Here is a 13132-nt window from a genome sequence, read left to right as displayed (position 1 = left end):
ACCGATGGCCGAGCCGTCGATCTTCTTCTCCGAGGTCAATGAACGGCAGGGGGTCTTCCACCGCCGGATGTTCCTCATGGGCGGCTTTGCGGGGCTGGGCCTGGCCGCCCTGACCGCGCGGCTGGCTCATCTGCAGATCATCGAGACCCAGCGCTACGAGAAGCTCTCGGCCTCCAATCAGTTCAATTTCCGGCTGGTGCCGCCGCCGCGCGGCCTGATCGTCGACCGCAACGGCGCGGTCCTGGCCTCCAATCGCCCCAACTTCCGCCTGCTCGTCTCGCGCGAGGACGATCTGGACGTTCCAGGCACCCTCAAGACCCTGGCGACCTATGTCCCCATCGACGAGGCCCGGCAGGCGCGGCTGGTGCGCGATATCCACCAGACGCCCAAGCGCGTGCCTGTCTCGGTGGCCGAGGACATGAGCTGGGAGGAATTCTCGGCGATCAATATCCGCGCGCCCGAACTGCCTGGCGTCACCGCCGACATGGGCGAGGTGCGCGTCTATCCCTACGGCGGGGCGTTCGCCCACGTCATCGGCTATGTGGCCAAGGTCAACAAGGAGGACCTGACGCCGACCGGGCCGAACTCCGATTCCATCCTGCTGCATCCTGGGTTTCGGATCGGCCGACAAGGCGTTGAAAAGGCTTTCGATCTCGATCTGCGCGGCAGGCCGGGCGCACGCAAGGTCGAGGTCGACGCCAGGGGGCGGGAGGTCCGCCAGGACGAGGCCGGCGACATTCCCGCCACGCCGGGCAAGAGGATCGAACTGACCCTCGACGTCGATATCCAGAACCGCGCCCTGGAAGTGATGGGCGACGAGAGCGGAGCCATCGTGATGATGGACTGCCGCACCGGCGATCTGCTGTGCATGGCCTCGGCGCCCAGCTTCGACGCCAACCGTTTCGTACGCGGCCTCTCCGGACCGGAATACCGCGCCCTGGCCCAGTACGAGCGCAAGCCGCTGCTCGACAAGGTGATGACCGGCACCTATCCGCCGGGCTCGACCTTCAAGCCGACCGTCGGCCTGGCCGCGCTGCAGGCCGGCATCGACCCGGAGGTGAGGGTCCATTGCGGCGGCAGTTGGTATTGGGGCGGCCGCACCTGGCGCTGCTGGAGGCACGGCGGCCACGGCTCGCAGAACATGCACGACGCCATCAAGAACTCGTGCGACATCTATTTCTATCAGACCGCGCTCAAGATCGGCCCCGATCCGATCGCGTCGGCGGCCCACGCCATGGGCTTCGGCACGATCTTCGATATCGGCATTCCGGGCCAGAAGAAGGGCGTGGTCGGGTCGCGCGAATGGAAGCGCAAGGCCGTCAAGCGCGATCCGGTCTGGCATCCGGGCGACTCGGTCAGCTACGGCATCGGCCAGGGCTATCTGGCTGTAAACGCCCTGCAACTGGCGGTGATGACCGCGCGGTTGGCCAACGGCAAGAAGGCGCTGAACCCACGGCTCATCAAGTCGGTGGGCGGGGTCGAACTGCCGCACGGCGACGACGTGCCGGACCTGCCGTTCAGCAGGGAACACCTCGACTATGTCCGCGGCGGCATGATCGCCGTGGCCAACGACACCGGCGGCACCGCCTATCGCCAAAGCCAGCTCGGGCTGGGCGACATCCAGATGGCCGGCAAGACCGGCACGGCGCAGGTGCGCTCCTATGCGGGCCTGGCCTCGCGCAGCAGCGCCGGAGTGACCTGGCGGCTGAAGGACCACAACCTGTTCGTGGCCTTCGCGCCGGTGGACGATCCGCGTTACGCGGTGGCGGTCATCGTCGAGCATGGCGGCCTGGGCGGCGCCACCGCCGGCGCCCCGCGCGCCCGCGAGGTGATGCGCGTGGCTTTGCTCAAGGACCCCGAACTGCGCTCGCGCATCGAAAAGCCGATGCCCATGCCGCAGGCGGCCGAACCGATGGAAGCTGAGGGCGTTGCGCCCGAGGCGCCCACCGTCACGCCTCCGCCGCCCACCGAGCCGGCGGCGCCTGCGCCCGTCCTGACACCCACGCCAACCGGAGGCGGCGTATGACCGTCAGTGCGCTGACCCGGCCCGGCGAACGCGACCGGCTGATCGTCAAGCTGGGCGAGATCGACTGGCTGTTCTGCCTGGCCCTGTGCCTCATCGCCGGAACGGGCGCCCTGATGATGTTCTCCATCGCCGGGTCCTCGTGGGACCCCTGGGCGGCCAAGCACCTGACGCGCTTCGCCCTTTGCCTGGTGCTGATGATCGGCCTGGCGATGATCGACCTGCGGGTCTGGTTCACCCTGGCCTATCCGATCTACGGGGTCGGCCTGCTGCTGCTGGTGGCGGTGGAGGTGATCGGCGACGTCCGCATGGGCGCGCAGCGATGGCTGGCCTTCGGGCCGTTCAGCTTCCAGCCGTCGGAGATCATGAAGCTCGGCATCGTGCTGGCCCTGGCGCGGTTCTATCACGGGGTCTCGGCCGATGCGGCGCGGCTCTCCTGGTGGCTGCTGGTCCCGGCGGTGATGATCGGCGCCCCGGTGGTCCTGGTCATGCACCAACCGGACCTGGGGACGGCGATGCTGATCGCCATGACCGGGGCGGCCATCGTTGTGCTGGCCGGACTCTCTTGGCGAGTCATCATCGCGGGCCTGGCCGCCTTCGTGGCCGCGGTGCCGCCGATCGTGATGTTCGTGCTGCACGACTATCAACGAAAGCGCGTGCTGACCTTCCTCGACCCGGAAAGCGACCCTTCCGGTTCGGGCTATCACATCCTGCAATCGAAGATCGCCTTGGGTTCGGGCGGCTTCTTCGGCAAGGGCTACGGCCTCGGCTCGCAGAGCCAGCTCAACTTCCTGCCCGAGAAGCAGACCGACTTCATCTTCGCGACCCTGGCCGAGGAGTTCGGATTCCTCGGCTGCTTCTCCGTCCTGTTCCTTTATGGCGCGGTGATCTTCATGGCGCTGCGCACCGCGGCCCTGGCCCATTCGCATTTCGGCCGGCTGTCGGCGGCGGGTACGACCGCCACCTTCGCCCTCTATGTGCTCATCAATGGCGGGATGGTCATGGGGCTGGCGCCGGTGGTGGGCGTGCCGATGCCACTGCTCTCCTATGGCGGCACGGTCATGGTCACGGTGATGATCGGCTTTGGCCTGGTGCAGGGCGTGCGCGTCCACCGCTATTCGGAGGTCACCAGCGGCAAGGGCGCCTTGATGTAGGCGCCGAGGCCTACAGCTTCAGCGCCTGCTCGGTCGCGCGGACCAGGCCGTCGACGACGCCCGGCTCGGTCGAGGCGTGGCCCGCGTCCCAGACGATGTCGAAATCGGCTTCCGGCCAGGCGTTCTTCAGCCGCCAGGCGCTCTCCATCGGCGTCACCACGTCGAAACGCCCCTGGACGATCCAGCCAGGGATGCCGCGCAGCCGGTCAATATTGCTGAGGATCCAGCCGTCTTCCTTGAAGAAGCCGCCATTGACGAAGAAGTGGCACTCGATCCGCGCGAAGGCGATGGCGAAGTCGATTTCGTTGAACTTCGAGGGGCGCGCCTCCGGGCCGCGGATGGAGATGGTGTCGCCCTCCCACTGGCTCCAGGCGGCGGCCGCCTCGGCCTGAACCCGGCGGTCCGGGTGGGTCAGGCGCTTGTGATAGGCGGCCATCATGTCGCCCCGCTCCTCCGGGGGGATCGGGGCGCAGAAGCGCGCCCAGGCGTCCGGGAACAGGAACGAGGCGCCGTCCTGGTAGAACCAGCGCAACTCGCGCTGCGTGAGCAGGAAAATCCCGCGCAGGACCAGCGCCTCGACCCGCTGGGGATGGGTGATCGCGTAGGCCAGCGCCAGGGTCGAGCCCCACGACCCGCCGAACACCGTCCACTTCTCGACGCCCAGGTGGGTGCGCAGCCGCTCGATGTCCTCGATCAGCGACCAGGTGGTGTTGTCCTCCAGGCTGGCGTTCGGCCGCGACTTGCCGCAGCCGCGCTGGTCGAACAGCGCCATCCGCCACCTGGCGGGGTTGAAGAACCGCCGCATGGTCGGGTTGATCGCCCCACCGGGGCCGCCGTGCAGGATGACGCAAGGCTTGCCGTCCGGATTGCCGCACTCCTCGTAGAAGATCTCGTGCGGGCTACCGGTCGGCAGCCAGCCATAGGCGTAGGGCTCGTTGTCCGGGAACAGCCCCCGGCGGTAAGCGGTGCTCGAAAAGGCGAGGGGCGGGGTGGTGCGTTCCATCCCGCCAAGTCTACTTCGGGAAGCGGCGGTCCATCCAGTCCAGGATGAGACGGTTCACCTCGTCGGGCTTTTCCTGCTGGGTCCAGTGGCCGCTGTCCTTGATCAGCGCCTTCTCCAGATCGGAGATCACCTCTTCCATCCCCTCGGCCATGGCGGGCGACAGCACCGCGTCCTTCTCGGCCATGATCATCAGGCAGGGAACGCCGTCGATCCGCGTCGGCAGGTCGGCCGAGCGTTCCCAGTTGCGGGTGAAGTTCCGATACCAGTTGATCCCGCCGGTGAAGCCGGTGGCCTCGAACGTCTCGACGAAGGCGGCCAGGTCTTCGGGCGCCAGCAACTGGTTGGACGTGTCGCTCTTGTCCCAGGCCTTCAGCGCCTCGCCGAAGGCGAAGGTGGAGCCGCCGGCCGCCGGGGGCGGAGCGGGCTGCTCGGCAGGCTTGCGCATGAAGAAGCGCATGGTCTTGTCGACATCGGCGGCCAGGGCCGCATCGGCGATGCCAGGTTTCTGGAACCAGACGATGTACATGTCCTCGCCGAACACCTTGCGCATGCCTTCGATGGGATCGAGCGGCGCGCGGCGCATGAAGGGGGTGTTCAAACCCACGATCCCGGCGACCCGGTCGGGGTGCATCAGCGGCAGTTGCCAGACGACGATGCCGCCCCAGTCGTGGCCGACGAACACCGCCTTGTCGACGCCCAGGTGATCGAGCAGGCCGACGAGGTCGCCGGTCAGGTGCTCCATATCGTAATCGGTGATCGCCTCCGGACGCGAGGTGCGCCCATAGCCCCGCTGGTCCGGGGCGATGGCCCAGCGGCCGGCCGCCTCGCAGGCCTTGAGCTGGTGGCGCCACGAGAAGGCCAGTTCCGGGAAGCCATGGCAGAAGACGATCGGAACGCCCTCGCGCGGGCCGACTTCGTAGTAGGCCATGTCGATCCCATTGATCGCGGCGTGCTTGACGGGCGGCATCTGGCGGTCGAGGGCGGTCGACATGCGGGGGTCTCCTCCAGGGTTCGGCGGCAGGATGCCAGGGTTCCTTGCGCGGAAGGCAAGCGGCGCGCGAAACGGTCAGTCCCGCGCCGGCTCCAGGGCGGCCCAGGCCAGGACCGCCCAGCCGGCCAGGAACAGCGTCCCGCCGATCGGGGTGATCGCTCCCAGCCAGCGCGGCGCGCCCAGCGCCATAGCGAACAGCGAACCGGAGAACAGCACGATCCCCGCCAGAAACAGCGGCGGGGCGATCCGCGCCCGGCGCGCGCCGCGGCTGGCCAGGAACGCGGCGGCGAACACCGCCATCACGTGCATGAAGGCGTAGGTCGCGCCGGTGTGCATCCACTCCTTGGCCTTTGGATCAGTCAGGCCATGGGCGGCGAAGGCTCCGAAGCCGACGGCCAGGAAGCCGCCGACGGCGGCCGCGAACATCCAGGGACGAAGCGTGCTCATGCACATTGCCTAGCGGCTCGCGCGCGCGGCCGCTACCAATAGGCGAAGCTGAAAGGGGAGGGCGGGCATGAAACCGGCATCGGTCGCGGACTATCGGGAACTGGCGCGCCGGCGCCTGCCGCCCATGTTCTTCGAATATATCGACGGCGGCTCCTACGCCGAGGCCACCCTGCGCCGGAACGTCGCCGACATGGAGGCCATCGCTCTGCGCCAGCGGGTGATGCGCGACATGAGCCAACTGGACCTGTCGGTCGAGATCTTCGGCCAGAAGCTTTCCATGCCGGTGGGGCTGGCGCCGGTCGGCATGGCCGGCATGTACGCCCGCCGCGGCGAGGTCCAGGCCGCGCGCGCCGCCGCCGAGGCGGGGATTCCGTTCTGTCTCTCGACCGTCAGCGTCTGTTCGGTGGACGAGGTGGCGGCCGCCGGAACGCCGCCCTGGTTCCAGCTCTACATGCTCAAGGACCGCGGCTACATGCGCGAGCTGCTGGGCCGGGCCAAGGCCGCCGGCTGCCGGGTGCTGGTCTTCACGGTCGACCTGCCGCTGCCCGGCGCGCGCTATCGGGACGTGCGCTCGGGCTTTTCCGGGGCGACCGCTCTTTCGGGCGCGCTCAATACGGCCTGGCAGGGCATGACCCACCCGGGATGGTCCTGGGACGTCTACCAGAACGGCAAGCCCCACACGCTCGGCAACGTCCAGAGCGCGGTGAACGGCGGGCGGCGGGTCACTGATTTCCTCGGTTGGATCGCCCGGAACTTCGACCGCTCGGTGACCTGGGCCGACCTCGATTTCGTGCGCGAGGTCTGGGACGGGCCGATCGTCATCAAGGGCGTTCTCGACCCGGAAGACGCCCGCGATGCGGTGAAGGCGGGCGCGCAGGGCCTCGTGGTCTCCAACCATGGCGGGCGCCAGCTCGACGGCGTGCGTTCCTCGATCTCGGCCCTGCCGGCCATCGTCGATGCGGTGGGAAGCGATCTCGAGGTCTTCATGGACGGCGGGGTTCGCTCGGGCCTCGACGTGCTCAAGGCCCTGGCCCTGGGCGCCAAGGCCTGCTTCCTCGGCCGGGCCTGGGCCTATGCTCTGGGCGCCGGCGGACAGCCTATGGTCGAGAAGATGCTGGGGACGATCCGCTCGGAGCTTTCCACCGCCATGGTGCTGACTGGGTGCGTTTCGGCGGCAAGCGCCGATAAACTGCTACTAGACGTCGCATCTTAGAAAAACTTTTCTCGCCTAGTGGTTTCGGCCCATCGACAAGGGCTGATCTTGCCGAGTAAATGCGCGCCGATTTTACGCGACAACACCGGTCTTCGAACCGGCCTCGCCGCGTGCCTGTGTGATTGAGAGCGAGGTGTCCCCATGGGAGCTCCCGAACGGCAAGGTCTTTACGACCCGCGTAACGAACATGACGCCTGCGGCGTCGGCTTCGTCGCCAACATCAAGGGCCGAAAATCGCACGAAGTGGTCAGCGCGGGCCTCGAGATCCTCATCAATCTCGATCACCGCGGCGCAGTCGGGGCCGATCCGCTGGTCGGCGACGGCGCCGGCATCCTGATCCAGATCCCGGACGGCCTGCTGCGCGACTGGGCCGGCAAGGCCGGCGTCGACCTGCCGCCGCCGGGCGACTACGCCGTGGCCATGTGCTTCATGCCGCGCGACGAGGCCGCCCGCGACGTGGCCGTCAGCCAGTTCGAGCACTTCCTGAAGGTCGAGGGCCAGCGCCTGATCGCCTGGCGCGACGTGCCGGTGAACACCAAGGGCCTGGGCGAGGCGGTGCTGGCCGAGATGCCGGTGATCCGCCAGGCCATTGTCGGCCGCGGCCCGAACGTGAAGGACCAGGACGCCTTCGAGCGCAAGCTGCTCACCGTCCGCAAGCAGCTTCAGAACCCGCTGGCCGAACTGGCGGCAAGGAAGAACCTGCCGGGCCTGACCCAGCTCTACCTGCCGTCCTTCTCGACCCGCACGGTGGTCTATAAGGGCCTGCTGCTGGCCGATCAGGTCGGGACCTTCTACGAGGACCTGCAGAACGAGCTCTGCGAAAGCGCCCTGGCCCTGGTCCACCAGCGGTTCTCGACCAACACCTTCCCGTCCTGGAAGCTGGCCCACCCCTATCGGTTCATCGCGCACAACGGCGAGATCAACACCGTCCGCGGCAATGTGAACTGGATGAACGCCCGGCGCCGCACGCTGGAAAGCGACCTGCTGGGGCCGGACCTCAACAAGATGTGGCCGCTGATCCCACACGGCCAGTCCGACACCGCCTGCCTCGACAACGCGCTCGAACTGCTGGTCGCCGGCGGCTATCCGCTGGCCCATGCAGTGATGATGCTGATCCCCGAGGCTTGGGCCGGCAATCCGCTGATGGACGCCAAGCGCAAGGCTTTCTACGAGTACCACGCCGCCCTGATGGAGCCGTGGGACGGCCCGGCCGCCGTCGCCTTCACCGACGGGCGCCAGATCGGCGCCACTCTGGACCGTAACGGCCTGCGTCCGGCCCGCTTCATCATCACCGACCAGGACAATGTGATCATGGCCTCCGAGGTCGGGGTCCTGACCGTTCCGGAGGAACGCATCGTCCGCAAGTGGCGTCTCCAGCCCGGGAAGATGTTGCTGATCGACATGGAGGAAGGCCGGATCATCGAGGATGAGGAGATCAAGCGCTCCCTGTCCGAGGCCGAGCCCTATGAGGAGTGGTTGAAGAGCACCCAGTTCAAGCTGGAGGAACTGCCCGAGATCGCCTTCAACGAGGCGCTGTCCAACGACGCGGCCCAGCTTCTCGATCGCCAGCAGGCCTTCGGCTACACCCAGGAGGACGAGCAGTTCTTCCTGGAGCCCATGGCCGTCAGCGGCGACGATCCCATCGGCTCGATGGGCTCCGATACGCCCATCGCCGTGCTCTCCAAGCGCCCGAAGCTGCTCTACGACTATTTCAAGCAGAACTTCGCCCAGGTGACCAATCCGCCGATCGACCCGATCCGCGAGGAACTGGTCATGAGCCTGGTCTCGATGATCGGACCGCGGCCGAACCTGCTTGGCCGTCAGGCCGGCACGCACAAGCGCCTGGAAGTCTCCCAGCCGATCCTCACCAATGAGGACCTGAGCAAGATCCGCTCGATCAGCGAACTGCTGGACGGCTCCTTCCGCACCGCCACCCTCGACATCACCTGGGCGGCGGAGGAGGGCGCAGCGGGCCTGGAGCGGGCGCTCGAGCGCGTCTGCCGCGAGGCCACCGACAACGTCCTGGCCGACAAGAACATCCTGATCCTGTCGGACCGCCGCGTCGGCTCCGACCGCATCCCGATCCCGGCGGCCCTGGCCACCGCGGCCGTGCACCACCACCTGATCCGCCAGGGCCTGCGGATGCAGACGGGCCTGGTCATCGAGACCGGCGAAGCGCGCGAGGTGCATCACTTCTGCGTCCTGGCCGGCTATGGGGCCGAGGCGGTGAACCCCTATCTGGCCTTCGAGACCCTGGAGACCCTGCGCCAGCGCCAGGGGATCACCCTGTCGGCCTATGAGGTCCGCAAGAACTACATCAAGGCTATCGGCAAGGGCGTGTTGAAGGTGATGTCCAAGATGGGCATCTCCACCTACCAGTCCTATTGCGGCGCCCAGATCTTCGATGCGGTCGGCCTGTCGTCGGACCTGATCGAGCAGTATTTCACCGGCACGGCTGGCGCCATCGAAGGCATCGGCCTGGCCCAGATCGCCGAAGAGTCGGTGCGCCGTCACCGCGACGCCTACGGCGACAATCCGATCTACGCCAACATGCTGGACGTGGGCGGACAGTACGCCTTCCGTCTGCGCGGCGAGAACCACGCCTGGACGCCCGAAAGCGTCTCCAAGCTGCAGCACGCCGTCCGCGGCGGCCGTTCGGACGAGTATCGGGCCTTCGCCGAGACCATCAACGAGCAGTCGCAGCGCCTGCTGACCATCCGCGGCCTGATGCGGTTCAACTTCAACGAGACGCCGGTTCCGATCGACGAGGTCGAGCCGGCCAGCGAGATCGTCAAGCGCTTCTCCACCGGCGCCATGAGCTTCGGCTCGATCAGCCGCGAGGCGCACACCACGCTCGCCATCGCGATGAACCGCATCGGCGGCCGCTCCAACACCGGCGAGGGCGGCGAGGAAGCCGACCGCTTCAAGCCGCTGGCCAACGGCGATTCCATGCGCTCGGCCATCAAGCAGGTGGCCTCGGGCCGCTTCGGCGTCACCGCCGAATACCTGGTCAACGCCGACGACATCCAGATCAAGATGGCCCAGGGCGCCAAGCCCGGGGAGGGCGGTCAGCTTCCCGGCCACAAGGTCGACAAGAACATCGCCCGCGTGCGCCACTCGACGCCGGGCGTGGGCCTCATCAGCCCGCCGCCGCACCACGACATCTATTCGATCGAGGATCTGGCCCAGCTCATCCACGACCTGAAGAACGTCAACCAGCGCGCCCGCATCTCGGTGAAGCTGGTCTCCGAAGTGGGCGTCGGCACGGTGGCCGCCGGGGTCGCCAAGGCCCGCGCCGATCACATCACCATCTCGGGCTTCGAGGGCGGCACCGGCGCCTCGCCGCTGACCTCGCTCACCCATGCGGGCTCCCCCTGGGAGATCGGCCTTGCCGAGACCCAGCAGACCCTGCTGCTGAACGGCCTGCGCACCCGCGTCGCGGTCCAGGCGGACGGCGGCCTGCGCACCGGGCGCGACGTCGCTATCGCCGCCTTGATGGGCGCCGACGAGTTCGGCTTCGCCACCGCCCCGCTGATCGCGGCCGGCTGCATCATGATGCGCAAGTGCCATCTCAACACCTGCCCGGTGGGGGTGGCGACTCAGGACCCGGTGCTGCGCGCGCGCTTCACCGGCCAGCCCGAGCACGTCATCAACTACTTCTTCTTCGTGGCCGAAGAGCTGCGCGAGATCATGGCGTCCCTGGGCTTCCGCACGCTCAACGAGATGATCGGCCGGGTCGACCGGCTCGACGCGCGCGAAGCCGTCGATCACTGGAAGGCGCAGGGCGTCGACCTGTCGAAGCTGCTCTATGCAGCCCCGGCCCAGGGCGCCAAGGGCCTCTGGAACATGGACCGCCAGGACCACGGCCTGGGCAAGGCGTTGGACAACGCCCTGATCGCCGACGCCGCCCCGGCGCTGGAGCGGGGCGAGCCGGTTCGCCTGGACTACGCCATCAAGAACATCAACCGCACCGCCGGCGCCATGCTGTCGGGCGAGGTGGCCAAGCGCTACGGCCATGTCGGCCTGCCGGAGGACACGATCTCCATCCGGTTCCGCGGCCAGGCGGGGCAGAGCTTCGGCGCCTTCGCGGCCCGCGGCGTCTCCCTCGAACTGACCGGCGACGGCAACGACTATGTCGGCAAGGGCCTGTCGGGTGGCCGGGTGGTCGTGCGCCAGCCGCCGGAGGCGCGCCGCGATCCGACCAGGAACATCATCGTCGGCAACACCGTCCTCTACGGCGCCATCGCCGGCGAGGCCTATATCCAGGGCGTGGCGGGCGAGCGGTTCGCCGTGCGCAACTCCGGCGCCGTGGCGGTGGTCGAGGGCGTGGGCGACCACGGCTGCGAGTACATGACCGGCGGGGTCGTGGTGGTGCTGGGCGACACTGGCCGCAACTTCGCCGCCGGCATGTCCGGGGGCGTGGCCTATGTCTACGACCCGGGCGGCCGTTTCGCCGATCTCTGCAACAGGGCCATGGTCGATCTGGAGCCGGTCGAACCGGCCGGCCCGACCACGCGCGAGGACGAGCCCTTCCGGCCCAGCCAAAAGTCGCTGTCGGTGGAGAACAACGGCATGGGCGACATGCTGCGCTTCGACGCCGAGCGCCTGCGCATCCTGGTTGAGCGCCACCACCTCCATACCGGCTCGGCCCGCGCCCGCGAGATCCTCGAGAACTGGGACGCAGTGCTGGGTTCGTTCGTGAAGGTGATGCCCAAGGATTATCGCCGCGCCTTGCAGGACATGGCAGCCGAACGCCAGGCGGCTGCGGCCGTCGCGGCGGAATAGAGCAGAAGGTCGGAGGACGAGATTATGGGTAAGGTCACCGGCTTTCTCGAGTTCGAGCGCCAGGAACGCACCTACGAGGCGCCGCAGGAGCGCGTGAAGACCTGGAAGGAATTCGTCCACGCCATGCCGGCGGCGGACGTCTCGCGCCAGGCCTCGCGCTGCATGGACTGCGGCATTCCGTTCTGTCACCAGGGCTGTCCGGTCAACAACCAGATCCCGGACTTCAACAACCTGGTCTATCGCGAGCACTGGAAGGAGGCGCTGGAGAACCTCCAGTCGACCAACAACTTCCCGGAATTCACCGGCCGCGTCTGCCCCGCGCCTTGCGAGGCGTCCTGCACGCTGAACATCATCGACACTCCGGTCACCATCAAGACCATCGAATGCGAGATTGTCGACCGCGGCTGGCAGGAAGGCTGGATCAAGCCGCAGATGTCGCCGCGCGGCACCGGCAAGCGGGTCGCGGTGGTCGGCTCGGGCCCGGCGGGCCTGGCCTGCGCCCAGCAGCTCGCCCGCGCCGGTCACGCGCCGACGGTGTTCGAAAAGAGCGACCGGATCGGCGGCCTGCTGCGCTACGGCATCCCCGACTTCAAGATGGAGAAGCATCTGATCGACCGCCGGGTCGCCCAGATGGAAGGCGAGGGCGTGATCTTCCGCACCAGCTTCGAGGTCGGCAAGACGGTCTCGGTCCAGCGCCTGTTGGACGACTATGACGTGCTGGTGATGGCCGGCGGGGCGGAAGATCCGCGCGATCTGCCGATCCCCGGCCGTGAGCTGGCCGGCGTCCATTTCGCCATGGACTTCCTGGCTCAGCAGAACAAGCGCAACGCCGGCGACGACGAACTGCGCGCGGCCCCTAACGGCGGCATCTCGGCCACCGGCAAGCATGTTGTCGTGATCGGGGGCGGCGACACCGGCAGCGACTGCATCGGCACCTCCAACCGCCACGGCGCGGTCTCGGTGACCCAGCTTGAGATCATGCCCCAGCCTCCGGTGCGCGAGAACAAGCAGCTCACCTGGCCGGACTGGCCGCTGAAGCTGCGCACCTCGTCCAGCCATGAGGAAGGCTGCGATCGCGACTTCGCCGTCCAGACCAAGCGCTTCATCGGCTCCAACGGCAAGGTCGAGGCGATCGAGTGCGTGCGCGTCGAATGGGCCGCCGGTCCCGACGGCCGCCAGGTCCTGCAGGACGTCGCCGGCAGCGAGTTCACCCTGAAGGCCGATCTGGTGCTGCTGGCCATGGGCTTCGTCGGTCCGCGCCACAACGAGTTCATCGAGCAGTCGGGCGCCGATCTCGATCCGCGCGGCAATGTGAAGGCCAATGTGGTCGACTATCAGACCAGCACGCCGAACATCTTTTCCTGCGGCGACATGCGGCGCGGCCAGTCGCTGGTGGTCTGGGCGATCCGCGAGGGCCGCCAATGCGCCCAGGCGATCGACGCCTATCTGATGGGAACCAGCAAGCTTCCGCGCTGAAGCTTCACGTTGAGCGGGGCGGCGGACGCGGTCTAGTCTC

At 67.8% G+C, this 13132-nt stretch carries 8 protein-coding genes; 5 read left to right on the top strand and 3 right to left on the bottom strand.

Features of this window, described 5'->3' with window-relative positions:
* Positions 1 to 4: 4 nt before the first annotated feature.
* The gene (gene mrdA, locus ACE3TL_RS00440; protein WP_374576689.1) at positions 5 to 2026 is read left to right on the top strand and encodes a penicillin-binding protein 2; all 2022 of its coding nucleotides are present in this window, start codon (positions 5 to 7) and stop codon (positions 2024 to 2026) included.
* Positions 2023 to 3177 carry a rod shape-determining protein RodA gene (gene rodA, locus ACE3TL_RS00435; RefSeq protein WP_374576688.1) on the top strand — a complete coding sequence of 385 codons (1155 nt, stop codon included), beginning with the start codon at positions 2023 to 2025 and terminating at the stop codon, positions 3175 to 3177. Before mrdA ends, rodA begins: the two co-directional genes overlap by 4 nt.
* 10 nt (positions 3178 to 3187) lie before the next feature.
* On the opposite strand, the gene pip is transcribed toward rodA, so the two are convergent.
* The 3 genes from pip to ACE3TL_RS00420 form a co-directional block, all read right to left on the bottom strand.
* Positions 3188 to 4180, bottom strand: coding sequence for a prolyl aminopeptidase (pip, locus tag ACE3TL_RS00430; protein ID WP_374576687.1), 993 nt, complete (start codon positions 4178 to 4180; stop codon positions 3188 to 3190).
* A 10-nt stretch (positions 4181 to 4190) separates the two neighbouring features.
* On the bottom strand, positions 4191 to 5171 hold the full coding sequence (locus ACE3TL_RS00425; RefSeq protein ID WP_374576686.1) for an alpha/beta fold hydrolase: 981 nt from the start codon (positions 5169 to 5171) through the stop codon (positions 4191 to 4193).
* A 75-nt stretch (positions 5172 to 5246) separates the two neighbouring features.
* Positions 5247 to 5618 (bottom strand): DUF423 domain-containing protein, encoded by a 372-nt coding sequence (locus ACE3TL_RS00420; protein WP_374576685.1) that lies wholly within the window; start codon positions 5616 to 5618, stop codon positions 5247 to 5249.
* 67 nt (positions 5619 to 5685) lie between these two features.
* Here ACE3TL_RS00420 and ACE3TL_RS00415 point away from each other — a divergent pair, with 67 nt between their 5' ends.
* The 3 genes from ACE3TL_RS00415 (at position 5686) to ACE3TL_RS00405 (ending at position 13092) form a co-directional block, all read left to right on the top strand.
* Entirely contained in the window at positions 5686 to 6831 is a 1146-nt protein-coding gene (locus ACE3TL_RS00415) for an L-lactate dehydrogenase (protein ID WP_374576684.1), read from the top strand.
* A gap of 141 nt (positions 6832 to 6972) precedes the next feature.
* Positions 6973 to 11616 (top strand): glutamate synthase large subunit, encoded by a 4644-nt coding sequence (gene gltB / locus ACE3TL_RS00410; RefSeq protein WP_374576683.1) that lies wholly within the window; start codon positions 6973 to 6975, stop codon positions 11614 to 11616.
* Positions 11617 to 11640: 24 nt separating this feature from the next.
* Positions 11641 to 13092 carry a glutamate synthase subunit beta gene (locus ACE3TL_RS00405; RefSeq protein ID WP_374576682.1) on the top strand — a complete coding sequence of 484 codons (1452 nt, stop codon included), beginning with the start codon at positions 11641 to 11643 and terminating at the stop codon, positions 13090 to 13092.
* Positions 13093 to 13132 lie beyond the last annotated feature (40 nt).

It is taken from the genome of Phenylobacterium sp., assembly GCF_041920015.1.
Classification (GTDB): Bacteria; Pseudomonadota; Alphaproteobacteria; order Caulobacterales; family Caulobacteraceae; genus Phenylobacterium.
This window is presented reverse-complemented; position numbering and strand designations above follow the sequence as displayed.